The sequence below is a fragment of the Chryseobacterium indologenes genome (assembly GCF_002025665.1).
Classification (GTDB): domain Bacteria; phylum Bacteroidota; class Bacteroidia; order Flavobacteriales; family Weeksellaceae; genus Chryseobacterium; species Chryseobacterium metallicongregator.
In genome coordinates this window covers 2212207-2236760 of the sequence record NZ_CP018786.1, presented here as the reverse complement: position 1 = coordinate 2236760, position 24554 = coordinate 2212207, and the positions used below count along the sequence as shown (strand labels likewise).

At 36.3% G+C, this 24554-nt stretch carries 18 protein-coding genes and 1 tRNA gene; 7 read left to right on the top strand and 12 right to left on the bottom strand.

The window, feature by feature from the left end; genetic code table 11:
* Positions 1–247 precede the first annotated feature (247 nt).
* The 3 genes from BUE84_RS10075 (at position 248) to BUE84_RS10065 (ending at position 3654) form a co-directional block, all read left to right on the top strand.
* Positions 248–1357 carry an epoxide hydrolase family protein gene (locus tag BUE84_RS10075; protein ID WP_079241517.1) on the top strand — a complete coding sequence of 370 codons (1110 nt, stop codon included), beginning with the start codon at positions 248–250 and terminating at the stop codon, positions 1355–1357.
* A gap of 146 nt (positions 1358–1503) precedes the next feature.
* On the top strand, positions 1504–2934 hold the full coding sequence (locus BUE84_RS10070) for a S41 family peptidase (RefSeq protein ID WP_079241516.1): 1431 nt from the start codon (positions 1504–1506) through the stop codon (positions 2932–2934).
* Positions 2935–3366: 432 nt separating this feature from the next.
* Positions 3367–3654: a hypothetical protein gene (locus BUE84_RS10065; protein ID WP_079241515.1), complete on the top strand. Its 288-nt coding sequence runs from the start codon at positions 3367–3369 to the stop codon at positions 3652–3654.
* Positions 3655–3703: 49 nt separating this feature from the next.
* On the opposite strand, the gene BUE84_RS10060 is transcribed toward BUE84_RS10065, so the two are convergent.
* From BUE84_RS10060 to BUE84_RS10035, 6 genes are read right to left on the bottom strand one after another with little or no spacing between them, the layout of a single operon-like run.
* Entirely contained in the window at positions 3704–4075 is a 372-nt protein-coding gene (locus BUE84_RS10060) for a response regulator (protein ID WP_079241514.1), read from the bottom strand.
* Between the two features lie 18 nt (positions 4076–4093).
* Positions 4094–4663: a chemotaxis protein CheB gene (locus tag BUE84_RS10055; RefSeq protein WP_079241513.1), complete on the bottom strand. Its 570-nt coding sequence runs from the start codon at positions 4661–4663 to the stop codon at positions 4094–4096.
* Between the two features lie 11 nt (positions 4664–4674).
* Positions 4675–5505, bottom strand: coding sequence for a CheR family methyltransferase (locus BUE84_RS10050; protein WP_079241512.1), 831 nt, complete (start codon positions 5503–5505; stop codon positions 4675–4677).
* A complete protein-coding gene (locus BUE84_RS10045) occupies positions 5506–5871 on the bottom strand; it encodes a response regulator (RefSeq protein WP_185117019.1) in 366 nt (121 codons plus the stop codon). It abuts the gene before it with no gap.
* A 15-nt stretch (positions 5872–5886) separates the two neighbouring features.
* Positions 5887–9495 carry a response regulator gene (locus BUE84_RS10040; protein WP_079241510.1) on the bottom strand — a complete coding sequence of 1203 codons (3609 nt, stop codon included), beginning with the start codon at positions 9493–9495 and terminating at the stop codon, positions 5887–5889.
* Between the two features lie 5 nt (positions 9496–9500).
* Complete coding sequence (locus BUE84_RS10035) at positions 9501–10976, bottom strand: response regulator (RefSeq protein WP_079241509.1); 1476 nt, start codon at positions 10974–10976, stop codon at positions 9501–9503.
* Positions 10977–11285: 309 nt separating this feature from the next.
* On the opposite strand from BUE84_RS10035, the gene BUE84_RS10030 reads away from it, so the two are divergent.
* Positions 11286–11357: transfer RNA gene (locus BUE84_RS10030), tRNA-Arg, on the top strand.
* A 229-nt stretch (positions 11358–11586) separates the two neighbouring features.
* Here BUE84_RS10030 and BUE84_RS10025 read toward each other — a convergent pair.
* Complete coding sequence (locus BUE84_RS10025; RefSeq protein ID WP_079241508.1) at positions 11587–14550, bottom strand: response regulator; 2964 nt, start codon at positions 14548–14550, stop codon at positions 11587–11589.
* Between the two features lie 661 nt (positions 14551–15211).
* On the opposite strand from BUE84_RS10025, the gene BUE84_RS10020 reads away from it, so the two are divergent.
* The 3 genes from BUE84_RS10020 to BUE84_RS10010 all read left to right on the top strand — a co-directional run bounded on the left by BUE84_RS10020 (position 15212) and on the right by BUE84_RS10010 (position 17921).
* Positions 15212–16237, top strand: a complete 1026-nt coding sequence (locus tag BUE84_RS10020; protein WP_079241507.1) for an NAD(P)-dependent alcohol dehydrogenase — start codon at positions 15212–15214, stop codon at positions 16235–16237.
* 230 nt (positions 16238–16467) lie between these two features.
* Positions 16468–17496, top strand: coding sequence for a LacI family DNA-binding transcriptional regulator (locus BUE84_RS10015; protein ID WP_079241506.1), 1029 nt, complete (start codon positions 16468–16470; stop codon positions 17494–17496).
* A gap of 29 nt (positions 17497–17525) precedes the next feature.
* Positions 17526–17921: a hypothetical protein gene (locus BUE84_RS10010; RefSeq protein ID WP_079241505.1), complete on the top strand. Its 396-nt coding sequence runs from the start codon at positions 17526–17528 to the stop codon at positions 17919–17921.
* 78 nt (positions 17922–17999) lie between these two features.
* On the opposite strand, the gene BUE84_RS10005 is transcribed toward BUE84_RS10010, so the two are convergent.
* From BUE84_RS10005 to BUE84_RS09985, 5 genes are all read right to left on the bottom strand, one after another.
* Complete coding sequence (locus BUE84_RS10005) at positions 18000–19613, bottom strand: UxaA family hydrolase (protein ID WP_079241504.1); 1614 nt, start codon at positions 19611–19613, stop codon at positions 18000–18002.
* A 5-nt stretch (positions 19614–19618) separates the two neighbouring features.
* Positions 19619–21082, bottom strand: a complete 1464-nt coding sequence (locus BUE84_RS10000; protein ID WP_079241503.1) for a tagaturonate reductase — start codon at positions 21080–21082, stop codon at positions 19619–19621.
* Positions 21083–21131: 49 nt separating this feature from the next.
* A complete protein-coding gene (locus BUE84_RS09995) occupies positions 21132–22658 on the bottom strand; it encodes an MFS transporter (protein ID WP_079241502.1) in 1527 nt (508 codons plus the stop codon).
* Positions 22659–22875: 217 nt separating this feature from the next.
* A complete protein-coding gene (locus BUE84_RS09990) occupies positions 22876–23544 on the bottom strand; it encodes a bifunctional 4-hydroxy-2-oxoglutarate aldolase/2-dehydro-3-deoxy-phosphogluconate aldolase (protein ID WP_079241501.1) in 669 nt (222 codons plus the stop codon).
* Between the two features lie 2 nt (positions 23545–23546).
* Positions 23547–24551 (bottom strand): sugar kinase, encoded by a 1005-nt coding sequence (locus BUE84_RS09985; protein ID WP_079241500.1) that lies wholly within the window; start codon positions 24549–24551, stop codon positions 23547–23549.
* Positions 24552–24554: the final 3 nt, after the last annotated feature.

Genomic DNA, 24554 nt, shown 5'->3' with positions numbered 1-24554 from the left:
TATGATATAATAAAGATATTGGGTTCAGAAAATTGAACCTAAGATGTTCAGGTTAAAAAGAACCTGACTCACAGTAATATGTATTACGAGATTTTAATGAATTAAAGTTACATTTTTTCTTTATTAAAAAATTTAAAATTTATGATTTTGACAACATTTATTAAAAGAGAAAGTTTTTAACTTTGATAACCATCTTAATATCAACTTATTCCACCAAATCCACTTTACACCAATAAAATATAATAATATGGAACCCTTTACAGTAAACATTCCCGAATCAGTAATAACCGATCTTAAAAACCGTTTACAAAATACCCGCTGGCCGGGAGAACCCGAAAATTCTGGCTGGAACTACGGCACCAACGAAGCTTACCTGAAAGAACTTACCGACTATTGGATCAATCATTACGACTGGAGAATGCAAGAACAGCAATTGAATCAACATCCTCAGTATATCGCCCTGATCGACGGAATTCTGATCCATTTTCAATACATAAGAGGAAAAGGTCCTCATCCCAAACCATTGATTCTTACTCATGGCTGGCCGGATAGCTATTACCGTTTTCATAAAATTATTCCATTGCTTACCGAAGGTGAACAGAGCTTTGATCTTGTTATTCCTTCCATTCCGGGATTTGGCTTTTCTGATAAAACAGCAGTCAGCAGCGAAAGAGTGGCAGATCTCTGGAAAAAACTGATGACTGAAGTGCTTGGCTATGAAAAATTCTGTGCTGCCGGAGGAGATATAGGAATGGGCGTAGTAAAAGCACTGACTTCGAAATATCCTGAAGTACTGGAATCCGTTCACCTCACAGATGTAGGCTATCCTACCGGTCAGGAAGATTTCACCACAATGAGTGAAGAGGAACAGCAATTCGCACAGTTTGTCCAGCAATGGTGGTATAGTGAAGGTGCTTATGCCATGGTACAGTCTACCAAGCCTCAGTCTCTTGCTTATGGTCTCAATGACTCTCCTGTCGGGCTGGCAGCATGGATCATAAGCTTTACCAACGCAGGCGCACCACCGGAATTGATTGAAGCAGCATTCGGAGGAAAAGATGAATTGCTTACTAATATTATGATCTATTGGGTAACACAAACCATAGGATCTTCTGCCAGAATGTACAAAGAAGATGCAGCGGCTTTATGGAGCGGCGCACAAGTTCATCAAAAAAGCAATGTTCCTGCAGGAGTACTTGTATTTCCCCGTGAGGCTCAGTTTCCGAAAGAATGGGCAGAACGTTTTGTGAACGTAACCAGCTTTAAAAAGATGAATGAAGGAGGTCACTTTGCTGCATTGGAATTACCTTATCTATTTGCAGATGAGTTAAGGTCATTCTTTTATACTGTCAGATAAACGATTGATGAAGTACAATCGATCCTACCTTTTAGCAGCTTCCTTTTGATGATAAACTGTTAATCCTTCTAAACCATTACTAAAATTTGTTAACAAAGTATGATTTTTTTGGCGAGTTCTTTTATTTTAGCTGAAATTAATAACTTATGAAAAAATTGACCTGCACTATTGTAGCAGCATTTTTGGTCTGTTCGGTGGAAGCTCAAATACAAAATGCCGGTTTTGAAAACATGACCGATGGATTACCCAACCATTGGAATATAAAAAAAACAGATTCATACGAAGGGAAAATAGATTACACCCAATATTTCGGGGGAAAAGCTTCTATGCAGCTGACAGGAAAATCTGATAATTCCAAAAATTTCCAATCTTTTTCTCAAAAAGTTCCTCTTAATATTCAGCAATTACAGAAAATAGAAATCAGTGCTTATATAAAATCCGAGAACATCAATGGGAAAATCAATCTATGGACTCAAGTGAAGGACGAAAATGGAAAGATGATTGACTTTGGAAATTCAGAATCACAGCAAAAGGCTATAGCCGTCAATAAAGACTGGACGAAATATTCTTTGATTTTCACTGTTGATAAAAATGTAAAAAGTCTTCTTCTTGGAGGAGTATTCTCAGGAAGCGGAACTGTTTGGTTCGATCATTTTGAGCTGAATACAATTTCATTTTCAAATGAAGAACCTTCAAAAGTATCTTCAAAATACATTCAGGACTTTAAAAATATTGTAAAAAAGAATTCAATTTTTTCAGATCAATTAGATTGGAAAAATATTGATACCAATCTTCAACATCTTTCAAAAGGAATGAAAACTATTGATGATACCGATCCTGCATTGGGTTATATTATACAAAATCTAAGACAGGCTGGTGATAATCATTCATTTATTTCCGGAAAAGAGCGTTCTGAAAAGCAAAAGAAAAGCAATACAAATGAAGCAAAACCCGATTCCAGACTGATAGACCAGCATATTGGTTATATTTCAGTTCCCGGTTTTGGTTCCTTAAACACAGAGGTTGGAAATGATTTTGCCTTACAGATCCACAATATGATTAAAAAACTGGACTCTGAAAATACGATTAAAGGCTGGATTGTAGATCTGAGAGGCAATACAGGAGGAAATATGTACCCTATGATTTCAGGTCTCGGAAGCCTGATTGGAGAAGGTACATTGGGATATTTTGTTTACAAAGACAAAAAATCTCCATGGATTTATAAGAACAGAAAGTTTGGTGATAACAAAATTGCAGAACCTTATGACCTTAAAAGCGGACATACTAAAATTGCAGTTCTGATAGGCCCTAGCACAGCCAGTTCCGGAGAAGCTACAACAATTGCATTTATTGGAAAAAGCAATGTAAAACTCTTTGGAAAACCATCGGCAGGTTATACTTCAGCCAACAGTGTTTATCCGTTAAGCGACGGTAAAAGCTTTGCTCTGGCTTCTTCTTATGAAATGGACCGAAACGGGAAAGTCTATTACGGGAAAATTGATCCGGACGTTCCTGTGGAATATAAAGAGGGTCAGGATATGGATATTGAGACCGCAAAAACCTGGATTTTAAATTAGCTTCAGACTTATCCACAAAAAAATGTGGATAACTTGTGAATTTTAACATTAAATTCATATTTCGTATTAAAATTATTACTACATTTACTATGTAATAAACATCGAAGTGGAAACTTTATTTGCTTTTCTTACTACTCTTGAAATTGCAATTAAATTTGAAATAAAAATTTAAGCACAGCATTGTCGGCTGTGCTTTTTATTGTTGTCTAATTAAAAAAATGAGATGTATTTATCTACTGAGTCTGCCCCTAAAGGGCAGATTCTTTTATTCATATACCCTTTCATAAAAAGGTTTTTAGAATTCTTGAAAACCTATTCATTCTAAACTGAATTATTGAGCCTATCAGATTGTTCTTTATTATGTTATAATTTCATCTGTTTTTTCCTATGTACGGTATAACATTTGTATTTTAATGTTTAATTATCAACATTATGGACGAAACGAAAATAGAATCTTTAGACCTGATTAATGATAAGTATTTAATAGATGAATATTTTAAACTTAAGGTGAATAAGGAATTAAATATTGACATTGATCTTAGCTCTGAATATATAACTGCACATAACATAGTTTCAAAAAAATTAATCCTTGTGCAGACATTTTCTCATGTCATTATAGAAAATCCCCAGCTTTATCTTTTATTACGTTCTTTAATTCATAACATCAACAGTTATCACGTAACGAAAAATCAAATGATTTCTGATCTGAACAATACATAAAAAAATCTCTCAAAGTTTGAGAGATTTTTTATTTGGAAAGTCGAAAGATTTACACCTGCTCTTTTATATGCTTTGCCACCATTTCTTCAAGATCATCCAGATTAAAAGGTTTTGAAACATAATCATCTGCCTGTGCTTCAGAAGCTAAAGCAGCAATATCATTGTTTGCCGTAACATAAATTACAGGAATGTGATTAAATTCATCACTGTTTTTCAGAAGTTTTGTGGCTTCCACTCCTCCGATTCTCGGAATCCAGTTATCCATCAGAATAACATCGGGATGGTATTCTGCCACTTTCTCCAGAATATCATGTGAGGTTTCTGAGATTCTGACCTCGTAGCCATTCTCTTCAAATATGATGGTGATCACTTCCAAAATAGCAGCGTCATCATCAAAAATTAAAATTTTCTTTTTGTTCATATTATTTAGGTTATTCTATTACAACTGATTGATATAATCTGCCAGATTATCCGGTTTGATAATTTGGTCATAATCTATTTCTTCTACTGCATGTTTGGGCATATATTCCACTTCTGCCGTTTCAGGATCCTGAATCCATACCTGACCGTTATTTTTTTTAATATAAGACAGCCCTTCTACTCCATCTGCATTAGCTCCGGACAGAAGAATTCCAATCATATTCTCTCCATAAATTTCGGCTGCAGACCTGAAGGTAACATCTATTGAAGGACGGGAATAATTCATTTTTTCTGAGCTGTCCAATGACATATTTTTCTTATTCTCAAACAGCAAATGATAATCTGCCGGAACAATATAAATGGCATTATTGTCCATTTCAGTTTTATCTTCTACTTCTATCACCGGTATCTTCGTAAACTGCTGTAATAAAGTTCTCAGAATGTCTCCTGATTGAGCTTTACGGTGAACCACCACTACAATTGGGATTTTCAGGATATTATTCAGGTTTTTGATCATTTCAATAATGACCTGTAAACTGCCTGCTGATCCTCCTATAACAATTAATTCAATGTTTCTCTGTGATTCCATAGCATTGTTTATTAATGATGATCAAGCTTTTTCCAGATTTTCTGGTCTTCAATCTGATGATAATTCTTTTCAATGGTGGAAAACCTAAGTGTTTCTTTTGCTCCCAAAGCCAGAAAGCCTAAATTTTCCAGGCTGTTGTCAAAAAGTTTAAAAACTCTTTCCTGGAGTTCTCTATCAAAATAAATCAGAACATTTCTGCATATAATCAGCTGAAAACTATTGAAAGAACTGTCTGAAACCAGGTTGTGGGTAGATAAAATAAGTTTTTCCTGTAAGCTTTTATCAAACTTTACACTATCATAATTGGCTGTATAGTAATCTGAAAAATCACGTTTCCCTCCTGAAAGCATATAGTTTTCAGAATATAATTTCATCTGGTATAACGGGAAAACACCGGCTCTGGCTGTCTCAAGAACCGCAGGATTCAAATCTGTACCATAAATCAGGGATTTATCATACAGCCCTGCTTCTTTCAATAAAATAGCGATAGAATAGGCTTCTTCTCCCGTAGAGCAACCAGCAATCCAGATCCTGATCAGCGGATAAGTGCCTAATTGGGGCAAAACTTTTTCCCGTAATGCTTTAAAAAAAGAAGGATCCCGAAACATTTCTGTGACGTTTACCGTAACTTCTTCTACAAAGCGTTTTAAATATTCCGCATCATTCATAAGGGTATATCTAAGTTCCGCAAAGCTGGTAAATCTGTCCAAAAGGCATATCCTATTTACCCTTCTTTTAAACGAAGCCCTGCTATAACCGGAAAAGTCATAACCATACATTTCATAGACATCGTTGATCAGATATTCTATTTCTTCATCTTTTACGATACTTGGTTCCAGCATCTATGAAATTTTTTCTATTGCCATTAGTAAAAGGTCTACATCAATAGGCTTTGAAACATAATCATTAGCACCTACCTCAATGCATTTCTGACGATCTTCAGGCATAGCCTGTGCGGTTACTGCAATAACTGGAATATCTTTGATTTCAGGTGTATTTCTTATGATTCTCACTGCTTCATAGCCGTCTATTCCCGGCATCATCATATCCATAAGCACCATTGAAAAATCAGGATTAGCTTGTAGCATATCCAGAGCTTCCTGAGCCATTGTAGAGGTTTCTACTGCATATCCACGGGCCTTAAGGGTGAGTTTCAATGCAAATATATTGCGTGGATCATCATCCACAATTAAAATTTTCTTTTTCATCAGAGTTTTATCTGTTTAACTTTCATACAACCAAACGCGAAGCAGCGACAACAGCTGATCAATATCTACAGGTTTTGAGATATAATCCGAAGCTCCTGCTGTAATGCATTTCTCACGGTCTCCAATCATTGATTTTGCAGTTACCGCTATAATAGGCAGCCTTTTAAATGCCGGCATTTTTCTGATCTGCTTTATGGTTTCATAGCCATCCATTTCCGGCATCATCATATCCATTAAAATCACATCTATATCAGGATTGTGGTGAATTTGTTCCAGAGCATGCTTTCCGTCCATGGCTACGATAACCTCAACTTTATATTTTTCCAGTGCTTTGGTTAAAGAAAAAATATTGCGTACATCATCATCGGTAATCAGTACTTTTTTGCCACTCAGAACCTCCGTTAAAGATCCCAGCATTCTCCCTGTACTACTTTCTGCGGAATTGTTTTTTTCTTCCACCAGATGCAGGAACAGTCCTACTTCATCTAAAATCCTTTGGTACGAGTGTGCTGTTTTTACAACAATTGAATCTGCGTATTGCTTTATTTTAAGTTCTTCTTCTTTAGATAAATGGTGTTCTGTAAAGATAATGATGGGAAGGTTTTCCAGCCCTTCATGGCTTTTGATGGATTCTATTACATGATAATCATTTCCTTTTGCGCTTCCAATATCCAGAATAACGCAGTCTACAAAATCGGAAGTCAGAGCTTTTACACTATCTTCCACCGTATGTTCTACGGATAAAGAGATATTAAAATTGCTCAGGAAATAAGATAATGCACTGGCATGTTTGGCATTTTCTTCTACAATCAGGACTTTTTGAGATCCTTTTTCTAAGGCTTCTTCAATCTTTCTGAAAACGTCAGTCATTTTATCCAGTGCTACCGGCTTATTAATAAAGTCTACAGCACCTTTCATCAGACTTTCTTTTTTAAGATGAAGAACAGACATCATATGAACCGGAACATGTTTGATATAAGAATCAGATTTCAGTTCATCCATGACCTCCCAGCCATCTTTTACAGGAAGCTGAACATCCAGTAAAATGGCATGCGGATGATACTTTTGAGCCGCTGAAAGAGCATAATCTCCTCTTACCACAACCACTCCTTTATAGCTCTGCAGGTGGGCATATTTCAATAAAGCTTTTGCAAAATTGATATCATCTTCAATGATCAGAATGACTTTATCTCCTTCCTGAATATTTTCTCTATCGTCTGCAACATCTTCAGGAATTTCAAGGGTATTTACGGGAATTACTTTTGTTTCTCCTTCATCAAGAATATTCTGAATTTCTTCCACATCTTCACGGATCACCTCTACAAGATCCTGATCTGTTTCTGAATGGATAATCTCTGTCGCTGCATGTACAGGAATGATAAAACTGAATTCACTTCCTTTGTCTATTTCACTTTTCAGAACCAGCTCACCTCCCAGAAGTCTTGCAATTTCTCGGCTTATGGACAGACCTAAACCTGTTCCTCCAAATTTTCTTTTGGTAGATCCGTCCGCTTGCTGGAATGCTTCAAAGATAATTTTTTGCTTATCCTCAGCAATTCCAACGCCTGTATCTTTCACTGAGAATATAATAAAATCAGGCTTTTCAGAATATTTTTTGATATGTAACCCGATGCTTCCTTTTGTGGTAAATTTTAACGCATTTGACAATAAATTTCTCAATACCTGATCAATTCTTAGACGGTCACTTTCGATCACTTTCTGCACATTTGCATCAATCTCGATATTAAACGGAAGATTCTTTTCCTGAAATACCGGATTGAAAAGACTTTTCAGATCTTTTACCACTTCTTCAAGATTTACGTCCTGATATTCAAGAGTCATTTTACCGGATTCTATTTTGGCAAGATCCAGAATTTCATCAATAAGGGTTAATAAGCTTGTACCCGAACTATGAATTACTTTGGCAGATTCCATCTGATCTTCGTTAAGATTTTCATCAGGATTTTCCGTCATTAATCGGGATAAAAGAAGAATCGAATTCAGCGGAGTACGTAATTCATGAGACATATTGGCTAAAAACTCAGATTTGTATTTGGTGCTTAATGCCAGTTCTTCTACTTTTTTCTGAATTTCATTATTACGTTCAGCAATCAAATGATTTTTTTCTTCCAGCAATCTGGAGCGTTCTTCCAACTCTGCATTAGCCTGCATAAGCTCTTCCTGCTGCACTTTAAGCTCTTCTTCAGATGCCTGAAGCTTCTGGGTTTGTGCTTCCAGTTCAGTATTCAGATTTTCAAGCTCAGAGTGCTGAACCTGTAATTCTTCTGACTGTGCCTGCGTTTCTTCCAATAATTGCTGCTCTTTTTCTCTGCTTTTTGCAGCACTCAGGGCGATTCCTATATTGGTACAGCATTCTTCAAAATAGTGTATTCTGTCTTCCTCAAAATTAGACGTGGAACCAAGCTCCAACACTCCTATTATATGGCCGTCTGCAAAAAGCGGAAGCAATATAATCCCGTAAATTTTAATCGTACTGCTGGCAAAAGTGACTACAAAGTCTTCTTCATGAAGATTATTATAAACCTGTGTCTTAGCATTAACAAAAGCCTGTCCCACCATTCCTTCTCCGGGCTCAAAAGCTTTTTTCATATTGGATTCCAGTCCAAATGCTTTATTAAGTTTTAAAATGCCTTCATCATATAAATATAGAGAGCCATTAATACATTTTCCGTATTCAATCAACTGCATTAAAGATTTATTGGAAACTTCCTGTACAGTCTTATTCCCTACCAGGGATTCATTAAGTAGCGCAAGCCCTTTCTGACGCCAATCGCTCTTATTAATGGTATCAAAAGAGATTTTGAGAGATTCCGTCATGTGATTAAGAGATTCTACCAAATCTCCAAGATCATCCTGAGCATTATCCACTGCTTTTTCACTGTAATCCCCATTCGCTACTCTGTTGGCAATCTTTTGAATAGCACTTACACGACGTGTCATTTCTTCATCTTTTGCCTTAAGCATTTTCTCAAGCTTATCTCTTCGGATAAGATCTGCACGCATTTTTATATAGAAAAACACCGTGACAACAACTGCGGCAATGGCAGAAAAAAGGATAAAAAGAACGGTTGTACCGGACGAACGGTTGAGATCGTTATTTTTAATTTCAACCTGACTTTCTTCATATTGTACAAAATCATTGACAATTTTCCGGCATTGATCCATATAGGTTTTACCCTCAGTAATCTCCTGTTGCGTCATGATAATGCCTCTTCGTCTGTTCTCAACCAAATGTTTCAGGTTCTGCATTACCTGATCAACTGCTGCTTTTAAGCCTGCAAGTCTTTGAATTTGATTCTGATCATTGATATCCAAAGATTCAGCACGTACCAAAGCTTTAGGGTATTCTCTTAACCCTCGTTTATAAGGTTCAAGAAAATCTTCCCTTCCGGTAAGCTGATACCCTCTGTTTCCTGTTTCTGCATCCAGTAATGCAACCAGCACATCTTTCACCGCTGTTACAGAACGTCTGCTTTTGGAAAGACTTTCGCGGTGGTTCATTTGATTTTGGATACTCCAATAAGAGGCCAGTGAACTGGCTATTAAAATCAAAAGTGAAAGACCTACTCCAAACTGAAGATTTCTTATTATTTTTTTCGGCATTAAAATTAGTTTAGTGGTAATGTGAAATAAAAAGTAGAGCCTTCATCTACTATACTGGAAACTCCAACGTTTCCATGGTGCTGTTTGATGATCTCGGAACAGATAAACAATCCGATTCCCATTCCCTGGAACTGCAGTGAAGATTCTTCTACACGGTAGAATTTTTTGAATACAGCATCCTGTTTAAAATCAGGGATACCAATTCCAAAGTCGGTTACGTTCACTCTTACTTCTTCAGCTTCTTCATCTACAAAAGTGGTAACAATAACCTGATTATTATCTGGTGAATATTTTATAGCATTGGTCAGAAAGTTGATGAGTACCTGTTCTATACGGATTTCGTCTAAAGGAATTAAAATATCAGGTTTTGTTCCGTGACGCTCAATTTTCACTTCACGCTGATCGTGAGTTTGTATGATTGTTTCAATCGCATTACTGATCAAATTTTCCAGATTCACCGGCTTTTTATTAATTTTTAGCTTGCCATTTTCTATTTTAGAAACATCCAGCAGATCAGTGATCAATGTATTCAGCTTTTCAATCTGTCCCTGAACTTTCGTTACAAATCCTGCTTCAGAACTTTCTTTGTCGAGTTTCAATTTTCTTTCTAATAACTGAACATAGGCTTTAATACTCGTTAAAGGAGTTTTCAGCTCATGGCTTGCAATGCTTAAAAATTCATCTTTTTCTTTTTCAACTTTCTTCTGATCATCAATATCGGTAAAAGTTCCCACCCAGTTTTTAATACGGCCTTCATCATATACCGGCGTTACTCTAAGCAAATGATAACGGTAATTACCTGAAACCACATTTTTAATTCTAACTTCCAGCTCAAGAGCTTTTCCTTTTTTTCTGCATCTCTCAAACTCCTCTGTTATATCAGGGTCATCGGGATATATTTCAGGAAAATTCTGTTCAGAATCTGAATATTCATACCATTTACCATTCACAAAATCCACCGTTCCGGCTTCATTAAGGGTAAATGCAATTTGTGGAAGTGATTCCAGCATTAAGTGAAAATGGTCAATCTGCGATTTCATCGTCACTTGTGATTCACGTCTTCCTTTAACCTCCAGCTCAAGATTCTGTTGGGCCTTCTTCATCGCTATATTCTGCTCCTGAAGATTATAGAATGTTTTTACTTTCAGTAAAAGAATTTCAGGATCTACAGGTTTGGTGACATAGTCTTTAGCACCAGAAGCATAGCCTTTCGTTATAAATTTCTTGTCTGTATTAACAGCAGATAAAAATATAATGGGAACTTCTTTTGTTTTACTGTAATCTGCAAGTGTTTCTGCTACTTCAAAGCCGTCCATATCAGGCATCTGAACATCCAGAATAATGAGGGCATAGTCGTTTTTAAGGGCTTTACCCAGAGCCTCTTCACCGGAATTGGCTGTTTCCACCTGAAAATCTTTGGACTCTAGTAATTTTTGCAGTGAATAAAGATTACTTTGATTGTCATCAACAATTAAAATCATAGAAGTTAAAATCAATAATTAGTTACAGATATTTAAACCTCAAAAATACTTACAATATTTCAAAACATAGCAATTTTTAAAGTATTATGAATAACTAATTCATACCACATTTTATGCTTTAAATAGGAATAAAATGAGGATTAAGGGAGCTCATCCCATTTAAAAAAAATTCTATAATTTCAGAGAAAGCCGGATTATAAAAGTCCTAAAACCTACTTGAGCATTTATTGTTAAAGTTTTTCTCTTGAATCAACATCCTGATCATTACGCTACTCCGGCAAATAATTTGTAATTTTATGATCTTAGCAAGGCCTCATAGTTCAATGGATAGAATAGAAGTTTCCTAAACTTTAGATCCAGGTTCGATTCCTGGTGCGGCTACAAAACTTGAACTCTTTGTTGAAGAATCTAAGAAGACTAAATGTTCTTGATCATAAATTATCTAATTTGACAATTAAGTTTTGAACCATTACAAGAAAATAATACTATTAAAAGAGGCTACCTTTTTAAGATAGCCTCTTTTTTATAGATTGTGTAAAATCTTTTTTGTAAAAGTAATTCTAAGTAAAAAGTAACTTAGTAGAAGAAATCGAGCACCATTTTCATAATTCTAAACACTAATATATTTTTTGAGTACTTCAAGAAGGTCTGCCTTTCTTACAGGTTTGGGAAGGAAATCATTCATTCCGGCTTCAAGACACTTTTCTTTTTCGCCCAGCACATTTCCGGCTGTAACGCCTATGATAGGTACATGTTCATATCCCGGCAGCATTCTAATATTTTGTGTTGCCTCAATACCACTCATTATCGGCATCTGTACATCCATCATGATAATGGAAAACTGCTTTTTCTTGCATTCCTCCACAGCCTGCAGCCCGTTGACCGCTTCTGTTAAGTGTATACTGGGAGCTAGAGACTTCATCATTCTATTATTCAGGACCATATTCACAACGTTATCATCCACCAAAAGCACTTCTAATTCCGGGGCAAATAAATGCGAAACTTTTTCAGACTGATCCTTACTAATTTCTACCGTATAACTTCGATCTACTTTTTTTAAGGTTTTGTATAGTTCATGTGATTTGATAGGCTTCAACAGTAAATGTGCATTTTGTATTTTCCTAACCGAGGCAAATATGCCCAGTTCTTCAGAAGAAGAAGAAAGAATTATAAATGGAGAAGTCTCTTTTCGCTGATTGAATAGCCCTGTCATTTTATCAATCGTTTCCAATCCGGACATAAGAGGCATATGATAATCCATCAGGATCACATCGAACCGTTCACCTTTCAACAAGATCTCTAATGCTTCCATCCCATTAGAAGCCAGGGTGGATTTTATATTTTTATAGCTAAGCATGTGCTCAAGAATGATCCTGTTGGTTTCATTATCATCAACCACCAGAGCCGTTTTAATAGTTATTTCATCTTCCTCTCTAAATTGAGAGATCTCGTAAGGAATCTCAATGTCAAAGAAAAATACAGAACCACTTTCCTTTGCGCTGCTCAGCGACAAATGGCTTCCCATATATCCCAGGATATTGTTCGAAATAGTAAGCCCTAGACCCGTGCCTCCATATTGTTTACTGATGGAGCTATTTTCCTGAGTAAAGGCATCAAAAATGTATTTCTGTTTTTCAACAGGGATACCGATCCCCGTATCTCTAACCGAGAAACGCAAAGCAATAGTACTATCATCCATGCGTAATTTCTCTACTTTTAGCTCGATCTCTCCCTTTTCTGTAAATTTCACAGCATTCCCAAGAAGATTGATCAAGATCTGTTTTAACCTTGCTTCATCCATAAAAAGTATTTTTGGAAGACCCGGCTCTATATTGAGAAGAAGTTCGATGTTTTTTTTCTGGGATTGATAAATAATAACATTTATAACCTGGCTCAACATATCATAAACATCACATTTTTCAATCAAAAGCTCCATTTTCCCGGATTCTATTTTAGAAAAATCCAATATATCATTGATGATGCTAAGCAGGTTTTCCCCGGACTCATTGATATAATTCAGATATTGCATCTGTGTTTCATTCAACGGTGTCGTAAGGAGAAGGTCTGAAAAACCAATAACTCCGTTTAAAGGAGTCCTGATCTCATGACTCATATTGGCAAGAAATTCGGATTTTGCTTTGCTGGCTATATCTGCTGTTTCCTTGGCATTTTTCAGTTCTTCATTTATCTTTACAGCATTTGTAATATTCTGTATGGAAATAATTACCCCTCCTACTTCATCTTTTGTAAGATACCAAGGTCCGACTTTAAGGTCATAATGCTGAATTTCTTCTTTTCCTTCTACCTTTAGTGTATAGTCACTGTTGATATAGGTTTTTCCCAACAGCGCATTGTCATAAATCTCTTTTCTTTCTTTGGGAATATTAGGTGATATAGTAAAAAGATTATTACCAATAAGATCTACATTATTCATACTAAATTCCTCTTTCCATCTGTTGCTTACAGCAACATAGTTAAGGTCTTTATCAAACATAGCCAAAGGAACAGGAACATCAGTGGCAAAAGACTGCATTATAGCCTCCTTCCGGGTAACCTCCAGAAACATCTTTTTGAAGGCATCAATATCCTGAATGATTCCGAAAACTCTTTTGCAGCTGTCACCTTCAAATTCAGGAATCCCTTTTACTCTTACCCAGATCGTAATGCCATCATTACGCAAAAGCTGAAACTCCTCATCAAAAGTAATTCCTTGTTGTATTGCCCTGTTAAAAAGATATTTTATTCTCTCCCTACTTTTTCCTTTGTAAAATTCAAAGGCACTTTCGAAAGTAGGCTTGAAATCATCTTTTAGTTTGTGAATTTCTCTTGTACTTTGAGACCAGAAGAGCTTCCCGGTCTTCATATTGGCTTCCCAACCTCCCACTTGGGCTACTAAGCCTGTTTCCTCAAGCATTTCCTTAGTATAAAACAGATCTTTTTCTAACTTCCCACGGCGGATAAGGTCAGATTTTAGTTGTATATAAACAAAAATAGTTACACCAATGGCGGCCATGGCAGAAAAGACGATGAACAAAACGGTCAACTCGGAAGACTTGTTCAGTTCTTCATTTTTTATGGCAAGTTGAACTTCCTCCTTTTTTACAAATTTCTGAGCGAGCATGCGGCATCTGTCCATAGCTTCCTTGTTTTGTACAAGTTCTTCCGGACTCATTAATATCCCTTTTTTACGTTTCTCAATAAGCAATACATATTCTTTCATCACTATCTCTGAAGTATGCAGCAATTCATTTAGGATATTAATCTGATCTTTATCTCTAAGATGAAGTTTACCTTTGTTAGAAACAAGCAACGGATATTCACTCCTACTTTTATTGAAAGGTTCAAGAAAATTTTCTCTTCCGGTAAGCTGGTATCCCCTATTTCCTGTTTCAGCATTTAAAAGAGTATTTAAGATATCTTTTGCTAAGCTTATAGATTCCTTATTTTTTAATAAGTCTTTCCTATTCTCCATCTGCTTATGTATGCTTATATAAGATGCTACGGAACTAGTAATCAGAAGTATTAAAGAAATCACTACTCCAATTTGAAGATTTCTTATAATTTTTTTTGGCATTAAATAGTATTTTTGTAATAAAATACTAAAAATAGATCATTTTATAATATTAACAAATTAATTTAGAAATTTGTCAGCAGATAGGGGAATATGAGTACAATCCAAGTCGTTTAAAGATAGAGATGCCCAATTTAAAAGTTTATTTTGTATGCTTTCCTGATTGTTAATTATTATCTAATTTGACTGAAACGAATTAAATTTAGATGACAATATACTTAAATGTACTTGATCATATTTTTATAAATTTTGAAATCAAAATATTCATATATACTTTCTATCTGAAATAAATATTCTTTAAAAAATTTTGAAAAATCATCCGTTGGGGCTACATGTATCCTGTAAATCAGTATTTCTAATTTTATATTGAAATTTTTCCACAAAAAAACCTCCCGAAACAACGAGAGGTTATACTGTAATTTGTCAGAAATATGAAATTTTCAATGCTCAAATATAATCAACTGCTTACTCCCTCTAATATGATCTGAATCATACTGCCCCCAAAACCATTTGACATGTAGTTTAATATAATGATTTACAAGCAGACTATCAGGGAAATTTCCCCATAATTTACTGACATATATTAGTTTAATATCAATTAAATCACTCGTTATTCAAGATCAATTTTCGTATATTTAAGGTATAAGTTTTAAAATATTAAGTTATGAAAGCAGTACGTTTTTTCGGGCACAAAGATGTCCGTGTTGTAAATAATATGGAGAAACCGACTCCTAAAGGAGATGAAGTCTTGTTAAAAATCGGAGGAGCAGGTGTATGCCACTCTGATCTTCATATTATTGACGAGGGAACTGTAGGAGGTTCAGTATTCACATTAGGCCATGAAAATGCAGGTTGGATCGAAGAAATTGGCCCTGACGTTAAAGGTTATAAAAAAGGAGATGCCGTTCTGGTCTATGGTCCTTGGGGATGTGGCCATTGTAAACCCTGTCAGCAATCCAAAGAAAATTATTGTGATCATCAGTCAGAAATGGCTTATGGAGGCGGTTTGGGACTAGATGGAGGAATGGCTGAGTATATGCTTGTTCCTTCTTCAAGATTATTAGTTCCTATTTATGATCTGGATCCCGTGATTGCCGCTCCGCTTACTGATGCAGCATTGACTCCTTATTCCGCAATTAAAAGATCATTGTCTAAACTAACACCCGATGAGTATGTTGTAGTGATTGGCGTTGGAGGACTTGGGCATGTTGCTCTGCAGATTCTTAGAGAAGTTAGCGGCAGTACGGTCATTGCCTGTGATGTGACAGAAGAAAAACTGGCATTCGCCAAAGAACTTGGAGCAACGTTCACTGTGAACTCAAAAGATGCTGATACTGCAGAACAGATTCAGAAAATCACAGGAATTAAAAAAGCTAAAGTGGTTATTGATTTTGTAGGCACTACATCAACCATTGAACTTGGAACTAAAATTGTGAGTCTGGATGGAGATCTTACCATTGTAGGATTGGGTGGCGGTCATTATCAATACAGCATGTCTGGACTTCCATTTGGGGTAAGTATGACAAATCCTTACTGGGGATCAAGAGTTGAACTTATGGAAGTGGTAGGATTGGCAAGACAGAAAAAAATTCATATCGAAATTGAAAAATATAATCTGGATGAGGCCAATGAAGTTTATGATAGAATGAGAAACGGAAAGATCAAAGGCAGAGCTGTTTTGATTCCATAATAAAATGAAAATAGAATATACAGCCGGAAGTAGTTTTGCTTTCGGTTTTTTTATTATCTATCCATCATGAAATCAGAGGTTTAAATTTGATAAAAATAAAATATGTCCAAAATCTGCAGAAGGCCTACTTAAAATGCATCTTTTTGCTTTCAAATAGCTATAATTTGATTAAATTTACGTCAATAACGTCTGCTGTTCAGACTTCATAAAATTGCTCAGAAAAAATCAGTATGAATAAGAAAAGTGCCACCATCTATGATATTTCCAATAAGCTTAACGTAAGTGTGGCAACTGTTTCAAGAGCACTGAATGACCATCCGCGAATAAGTGAGGCAACCAAAGAGCTGGTTCGTAAAACGGCCAAGGAAATGAACTATAAGCAGAACAACCTTGCCAAAGCTTTAAAAAGTGGTGAAACCAAAAACGTAGGGATCATTGTTCCGTATATCAATACCAATTTCTTTTCATCTGTGATCAGAGGAATTGAGGAAGAGCTTTCCCCACTCGGCTATCATGTGATCATCTGTCAGAGCCACGAAGATGTCAATATTGAAAAAAGACAGCTTAATACGTTGCTGAATGCACAGGTAGATGGCATTTTTATGTCTGTTTCTAAAACGACAACAGATATCAGTCATATTCAAAGCATTATAGATACTTCCAATACCCCGGTTATCTTTTTTGACCGTAAAAAAGATATTTCAGGGATCAGCACGGTGACTATTGATGATTATCGTGGGGGCTATATGGCTACAGAACATCTTATCAAAGAAGGTTATAAGAATATATGCCATTTTGCAGGAGATCTTAACCTTGAAATTTATCAAAACCGTCTCAACGGATATAAACAGGCTTTGGCGGATCATCACCTTCCTGTAAAAGAGGATAATGTTATCTTCACAGGCAGTTCTATTGAGGAAGGTACAGAAGCCATTAAAAAACTTTGGAGTAAAAAATCTGTTCCTGATGCTATATTTTCTTCCAGTGATTTTGCCGCATTAGGTGCCTGCCAGGAATTAAAGAAACGAAATATCAAAATTCCTCAGGAAGTGGCTATCATCGGGTTTTCTAATGAGCCTTTTACCCAATTCATGGAACTTCCAATCAGTTCTGTGGATCAGACTCCTGTATTGATGGGAAAAATGTCCGGACAGGTATTTTTAGAAAGTGTAAAAGAAAACGGTTCCGGGGTTTCTATTGAGAAAAAAGTGGTACTTACGCCGCAACTTTATATAAGGAAATCTTCTAAGAGAAAATAATCTTAGTTTAACTACATATAACAATCGTATTGGATAATCAATCTCTTTATATTTTTCTTGGTGGCTTTGGTCAAATCATTTTATGGTTATCTTATAAAAAATTGAAGAACAGAACAACATATTTGATTGTATTATTTTTCACTATTTTGATAGCCTTACTTGGTTACTTCAACTTGAACAGAGAATCATTGAAAATGCCAAACGGCAATGCAGCGACTTGGGCATTTTTCCCTTTGCTTTATATGATTTATTACTGGATATTTAGAAATTTATTTCTTATCATTTTTGGGAATGAACCTTTAATGACAGGTTATATGCAATCCAGTTGGGAACAGGGAGAATATCGAAAATTACATATAGGAGATGCTATTTTCACAGTATCAACTCTTTTTTTACCGTTTTTAACAACTTTATTATTTCAATAAAATATATAAAAAGAAAATGCCTCCTACAAAGTAGAAAGCATTTTCATCCCTAATTAATATTTATAGTCAAAAAACATTTTATAAACTAACCCCTCTTTTCCAGGGAATAAAGTCGTTTTGATTTAAAATAGCAGCCTTGGTTTTTACTTCTCCGCTGGCTACTTTGATGATGTATTCCAGCAGTTCTTCTGCTTTTTCGTCAATTGTCTTTTCCCCTGTAATCACATCACCTGTGTTGAAGTCGATGATATCAGGCATTCTTTCGGAAAGTGAAGTATTGGAGGATATTTTCACTACGGGAACGACAGGATTTCCGGTAGGAGTTCCAAGGCCGGTTGTAAACAGTACAATATTAGAGCCTGAGCCTACCAGAGCTGTTGTACATTCTACATCGTTTCCTGGTGTGCACAATAAATTCAATCCCGGTTTCTTAATATATTCTGTAAAGTCAAGAACATCATTAATAGGCGATGAGCCTCCTTTTTTAGCCGCTCCTGCAGATTTCATGGCATCAGTGATCAATCCGTCTTTAATATTCCCCGGTGACGGATTCATATCAAAACCAGATCCTGCAGCAACGACTGATTCTTCAAAATCTTTCATCAACTGTAAAAATCTTTCTGCATCTTTTTCATTCACACAACGGTTCACCAGCTGCTGCTCTACTCCACACAATTCCGGGAATTCTGAAAGAATAGTTGCGCCACCAATTCCGGCCATTAAATCTGACAACTGCCCTAAAACCGGATTGGCAGAAATTCCGGAAAAACCGTCTGAACCGCCACATTCTAATCCTAATACCAGTTTTGAAATAGGTGCCGGTTTTCTTTGAATCTCATTGGCTTTTTTAATCGCTTCATAAGAATCTTTGATAATTCCACTCAGCATTTCATCTACTGTTCCGGATTTTTGCTGCTCATACACAATAATCGGTTTTTTATTCTCAGGACTGATCTTGTCCAGAGCATCTTTGAAAATCTGTACCTGAAGATTCTGACATCCCAGACTCAAAACGGTTGCTCCGGCAACATTTGGGTTATTAACATATCCTGCCAGCAAACGCCCCAAAGCTTCTGCATCCTGACGAATTCCACCGCAACCGCCCTGATGAGTGATGAATTTAACGTCAATATTTTTAAAAATTCTTTCATCCTGATCTTCTTCCGCAATGGTTTCCGTATCTGAATTATTGATCAGAGATCTCAGCAAAAGCTGATGTTTTGTTACTTTTTCGAATAAGAGTTCTTTTTCAAAAACCTCTTTTAAAATCTCAACATTTCTGTTTTCACAAAAAACCAAAGGAAAAAACAACCATACATTTTCTGTTCCTACCTGTCCGTCTTCTCTGTGATATCCCATGAATGTTTTATCTTTCCACTCCTCTACATTTGGAGCTTTCCAGGCAGTTGTTTCTGTTTTAGCTTGTACTTTTGCACTTTGATGTTTTACATTTTCAGTCGTGATGACTTCTCCTTTTTGAATCGTTTGGCTGGCTTTTCCCACCAAAACTCCATACATGATGACAGCATCCCCCTCAGAAAGATCTTCCGTGACAAATTTATGCTTGGCATTCGTGTCTTTTATAATTTCATAGGTAAAATGATCCAAAATAACAGTTTCGCCCTGATGAAGATCAACGAGAGCTACAGCAACATTATCTTTGGGATTTACTTTCAATACTTTCTTCTGCATGATTTTTAAGAATAGAATTGAACAAAATGGTGATATGCTGTTTCTACATCGTGATGATCAATTTCCCACAAAGCTTTTGCTACAGCATCTTTCAAGCCTTCCGCTTCTGTGAGATCTGTATCCCAGAAAGAAATTTCACTTAAGGCAAATTCCGCTACCTTTTCATAATCACTGGTGGACCATATTTCTTTGAAACGATCAATAATTGTCTGTTCATCATTTAACGGAAGGGCTTTATCCCCGAAATTTCCCTGATAGAATCTGATGAGAGCAGCTAAAGAGAAAGTTAAATTAAGTGGTAATTTTTGATTGATTTCAACATATTTCAATAAGCTTGGAAGCACTCTCACTTTAAATTTAGATACAAAATATAAAGCGATACTTGCCAGATGATGTTTAATAAAAGGATTTCTAAATCTGTCGAAAACTTCTTCTGCAAAATCTTTCAATTCATTTTCATCCAATCCTAAAGTTGGATTGACTTCATTGAAAATGGTGTCTTTTAAAAACTGCCCAATGAACGGATTATCAATGGATTCTTTTACCGTTTCTTTTCCTGATAAAATGGTTGGAGCCAGCATCAAAGTATGTCCACCATTCAGAATTCTTACTTTTCTAAGACGGTACGGCAGAATATCATCTACCACCAGAATCTGCTCATTAATTTGGTCAAAAGGAATTCTTTCTTTTAAATTTTTAACTTCCTGAATGACAAATAGTAAAAAGACTTCAGAAACGACCATCATCCGGTCTTCGTAATCCAACTGTTCTTCGTAGGATTCTGCATCATCTTTAGGATATCCCGGAACAATTCTGTCTACCAAAGTATTGTGAAAACAATTACATTGTTCAATCCATTGCACAAAATCTTCTTTTAAATTCCATAATCTGGCATATTTAATAATGATATCTTTTAAAGCCAAAGCATTATCTTCAATCAGTTCACAAGGGATAATTCTTAATCCTTTTTCTGGTGCTCCTTTGAAATATTTAAATCTTTCATACAATAAAACCGTGAGTTTCGCAGGAAAGTTTTTATGTGGTCCTGCATGATATTCTTCGGTTTCATCATAGGCGATCCCGGTTTCTGTTGTATTGGAAAAGATAAATTCCAATTCTTCTTCTTTTGCTAAAGCCAGAAATTCGTCATAATGTGTATAAGGATTGATGGACTTCTGAATGGAAGAAATCACCTGTTTTTCATCAATAATTTCATCTTTCTTTATTCCTCTTGTAAAAAGGGTGTACAGATTATCCTGCTCTTCAAGCTTATGAACAGAACCTCCCGGTGTAGGCTGTACATTTACAATTCCTGCATTGAACGCTGCTTTTTTATTAAGCTGATCAATGACATAATCTGTAAATCCTCTCATGAAATTCCCGCCTCCAAACTGTACTATTTTAATAGGAAGTTTTTCCTGAAAACCATAGAATTCACGATTTAGTTTTTGTTTTATCTGATTTTCCATTTTTTTCTAATTTGAATGAAACTATCTTTAGGTTTGATAGTTTTTATTTCTACTTAATTACTTTGTATTTAGGAACCAAAGTCTTCATGACATTCCAGGCAATCAGGTAAGCGACTGCACACACAGAGAAAATGATCATGTATCCTTTATCAATTCCATCAGAAATAATAGCGCCCGATTTTTCCAGATCGTGAAGAAAATTCTCCGGCAAACGCTCATTGATGTATTGCGGATATTTCTCCAGCAAAGGCATTCCATCAATAGTAGTCCATGCTTTATGAGCATGATCAAATAACACACCTGATGATTTATTGATTAAAAAAGAACCGATTCCTCCTGCCATTCCACCAATTCCTGTAATGGTTGCAATGGCTTTTTTGGGAAACATATCGCCTACCGTTGAGAAGATATTTGCTGACCAAGCCTGATGAGCGGCTCCTGCCACTCCAATGATTAATACCGGAATCCAATATGAAACAGAGCCCAATGGCTGTGCCAATAATGCCAGCAAAGGGAAAAAAGCAAAGATCAACATCGCTTTCATCCTTCCAGAATACGCATCCATTCCTTTTTTCTCTACGAAATACTTCGGAAGCCATCCTCCAATGATGGAAAATAACGTAATCATATAGAGAACAAATAACGGTAAGGCACTTTGGGTAGAATCCATTTTATAAACAGAACTCAGATAGGCAGGTGTCCAGAACAAGAAAAACCACCAGATCCCGTCTGTCATAAATTTTCCGAAAGCAAAAGCCCACGTCTGCCTGTGACTGAAACATTCTTTGAAAGAGAATTTCTTCTCTGATGCTGATGAATCTCCTACAGCCAAATCGTCCTGATCCTGCTGAATATAAGTAAGCTCATGTTCATTGACTTTATGATGTTCGTGAGGTTTTTTGTAATAGAATACCCAAAGTCCCATCCAAACAAAACCTAAAGCTCCAATGATGATAAATGCCCATTCCCAACCCATAGATTTTGCAATAAAAGGAATGGTTACTGGTGCAGCCAAAGCTCCTACTGTTGCTCCTGCATTAAAAATACTGGTTGCCAGTGCTCTGTCTTTTTTAGGAAAATATTCTGCCGTAGTTTTTATCGCAGCAGGAAAGTTTCCGGCTTCCCCTACTGCCAGGACGAAACGGGCAAAAATAAACAAGGTAACACTGGTACTGATAATGGCACCCACATTATCAACTCCTCCGATAATCTCTTTAGATTCCTGAAAACCTACCCACCAGTTTCCTGTAAGAACTCCTGAAGTGGCAATTCCACAAAAGGCGTGAATAACAGCTCCTACAGACCAGATTCCTATAGCCCAGAGAAAACCTTTTTTGGTATCCATCCAGTCTACAAACTTTCCGGCAAAAAGCATACTTACGGCATAGAAAATAGAAAATAATGCAGTGATGTTCCCGTAATCATTATTGTTCCAGTGAAACTCAGGAGCAATAAAATCTTTCCAGGTAAGTGACAGCACCTGCCGATCCATATAATTGATGGTCGTTGCAATAAAAAGAAGCACGCAGATCGTCCATCTGAAGTGAGTCGGTTTCGGGGATATTTCTTTATTCATATCAATCGTTAATAGTATTGATTTTTATTGATTTTGACAACAAAATGGGGCAAAAAACTCCTTATCCATACTGCTTTAGCACGGAAATGATTGATTTTTTCAAACCATTTGAATTTAATTAAGGGATTGATATTAATTAGATTGAATGTCATAATCCTGTTTGACCTCTAATTAATTTGTCCGAGTTCCCTTTATGGCTTTAAAATGATAAGAACAATTATGTTAGTTCTTTAATAATCTGTATAGAATGAGCTACAGCTTCTGTGATTTTTCCATAGTCATATTCCCCATTTTCATTTTTCACAAACAACTGCGAACCCAATCCTAAGCAATATGCCCCTGCAGAAATCCATTCACTTATGCTTTCTTTTGTTGGAATGACTCCACCCGTAGGCATTATATTGGACCATGGCATCGGACCTTTCACTGCTTTGATAAATTCCGGTCCACCTACTTGTGTTGCTGGGAAGATTTTTACAATCTCTGCTCCCAGTTCTTCAGCATAAGAAATTTCAGAAACAGAGCCACAGCCAGGTATCCATGCAATTTTTCTCCGGTTGCAAACCTTGGCCACTTCAGGATTTAAAATGGGAGATACAATAAAGTTCGCGCCATTCTGAATGTACAAAGAGGCGGTTGCCGGATCAAGTATGGAGCCAATTCCCAAGATCATTTCAGGAATCTCTTTGACTACGTATTTTACCAGCTCAGCAAAAACTTCATGGGCAAAGTCTCCCCTGTTGGTAAATTCAAAAACACGGGCACCGCCATCAAAACAAGCTTTCACAATTTTTTTGCATACATCTATATCTTCGTGATAAAATACAGGAACAATCCCTGTCTGCTTTGCCATCAAGGCAACTTCTATTCTATTAAATCTTGCCATAGTTATCTTTTTATTCTTCCCCCTGAATTTCCGTTCATTACTTCCAGAATATCTTCTGCACTTGCGTAGTTAATATCTCCGGGAATCGTGTGTTTGATTGCACTGGCTGCATTAGCAAAACTCAAGGCTTTCTGATGATCAAAATGCTTTAAACCATAGATCAGCCCAGCCGCAAAAGCATCTCCGGTTCCAATTCTGTCAACAACAGGATTAATTTCAAGGAGATCGGTTTCAAAATAAGTTTCATCTGCCCAAGCTCTTCCCTGTGTTTGCTGTGTACTTGCTGTAACCCCAATTCTTATTTTATCAAAAATCCTTTGAACAGAAGGAATTTGTTGTTTTAATTCTTTACAGGCATCAATGAAGCCTTCTTTATCTGAAGAAAACTGAGTTCCGAGAATTTCATTAATTTCGTTTACACCTCCAATAAAAATAGTGGAATAAGAAACCAGTTCTTTAAGTACTTCATGTCCTTTTCTTCCATACTTCCAGAGATTGGAACGGTAAGCAGGATCTGTGGAAATCTCAATTCCTTTATTCTGTGCAGTTTTCAGACCTTCTTTCAATGCTTTATAAGCAGATTCTGAAATACCAGGGCTAATGCCTGTCCAATGAAAACACTCACAGCCTTCAAGTGCTTTTTCCCAGTCTATATTTTCTGCATTGATATTGGCAAAAGAACCATTCAACCTGTTATACGCAATTCTGCTGGCACGAACAGATGATCCCACTTCAAGAAAATACAGCCCTAAAGGATGTTCATTTTGATGAATGAAAGTGGTCTCAATTCCAAAGCTTTGAATGAAAGAAACTGCAGATTCGCCTACAAAATCATCCGAAACACAGCTGATATGTCTTACTTCACAACCCATTGTTGCTAATGAAGAAGCAACATTCAGTTCAGTTCCTCCAAAAAAGAACTCCATTTCGTGGCTTTGTTTCATCATTCTGTTTCCGGGTGGGGAAAGTCTCATGATCACTTCACCGAATGTGACTATTTTGCCCATAGC

Coding starts and splice junctions, on each gene's coding strand:
- BUE84_RS09990 (WP_079241501.1), bottom strand. CDS start 23,544: ATGGCAAGATTTAATAGAATAGAAGTTGCCTTGATGGCAAAGCAGACA.
- BUE84_RS10000 (WP_079241503.1), bottom strand. CDS start 21,082: ATGGAAAATCAGATAAAACAAAAACTAAATCGTGAATTCTATGGTTTT.
- BUE84_RS10020 (WP_079241507.1), top strand. CDS start 15,212: ATGAAAGCAGTACGTTTTTTCGGGCACAAAGATGTCCGTGTTGTAAAT.
- BUE84_RS10035 (WP_079241509.1), bottom strand. CDS start 10,976: ATGATTTTAATTGTTGATGACAATCAAAGTAATCTTTATTCACTGCAA.
- BUE84_RS09995 (WP_079241502.1), bottom strand. CDS start 22,658: ATGAATAAAGAAATATCCCCGAAACCGACTCACTTCAGATGGACGATC.
- BUE84_RS10045 (WP_185117019.1), bottom strand. CDS start 5,871: ATGAAAAAGAAAATTTTAATTGTGGATGATGATCCACGCAATATATTT.
- BUE84_RS10025 (WP_079241508.1), bottom strand. CDS start 14,550: ATGCCAAAAAAAATTATAAGAAATCTTCAAATTGGAGTAGTGATTTCT.
- BUE84_RS10060 (WP_079241514.1), bottom strand. CDS start 4,075: ATGAACAAAAAGAAAATTTTAATTTTTGATGATGACGCTGCTATTTTG.
- BUE84_RS10075 (WP_079241517.1), top strand. CDS start 248: ATGGAACCCTTTACAGTAAACATTCCCGAATCAGTAATAACCGATCTT.
- BUE84_RS10040 (WP_079241510.1), bottom strand. CDS start 9,495: ATGCCGAAAAAAATAATAAGAAATCTTCAGTTTGGAGTAGGTCTTTCA.
- BUE84_RS10015 (WP_079241506.1), top strand. CDS start 16,468: ATGAATAAGAAAAGTGCCACCATCTATGATATTTCCAATAAGCTTAAC.
- BUE84_RS10005 (WP_079241504.1), bottom strand. CDS start 19,613: ATGCAGAAGAAAGTATTGAAAGTAAATCCCAAAGATAATGTTGCTGTA.
- BUE84_RS10050 (WP_079241512.1), bottom strand. CDS start 5,505: ATGCTGGAACCAAGTATCGTAAAAGATGAAGAAATAGAATATCTGATC.
- BUE84_RS09985 (WP_079241500.1), bottom strand. CDS start 24,551: ATGGGCAAAATAGTCACATTCGGTGAAGTGATCATGAGACTTTCCCCA.
- BUE84_RS10065 (WP_079241515.1), top strand. CDS start 3,367: ATGGACGAAACGAAAATAGAATCTTTAGACCTGATTAATGATAAGTAT.
- BUE84_RS10070 (WP_079241516.1), top strand. CDS start 1,504: ATGAAAAAATTGACCTGCACTATTGTAGCAGCATTTTTGGTCTGTTCG.
- BUE84_RS10055 (WP_079241513.1), bottom strand. CDS start 4,663: ATGGAATCACAGAGAAACATTGAATTAATTGTTATAGGAGGATCAGCA.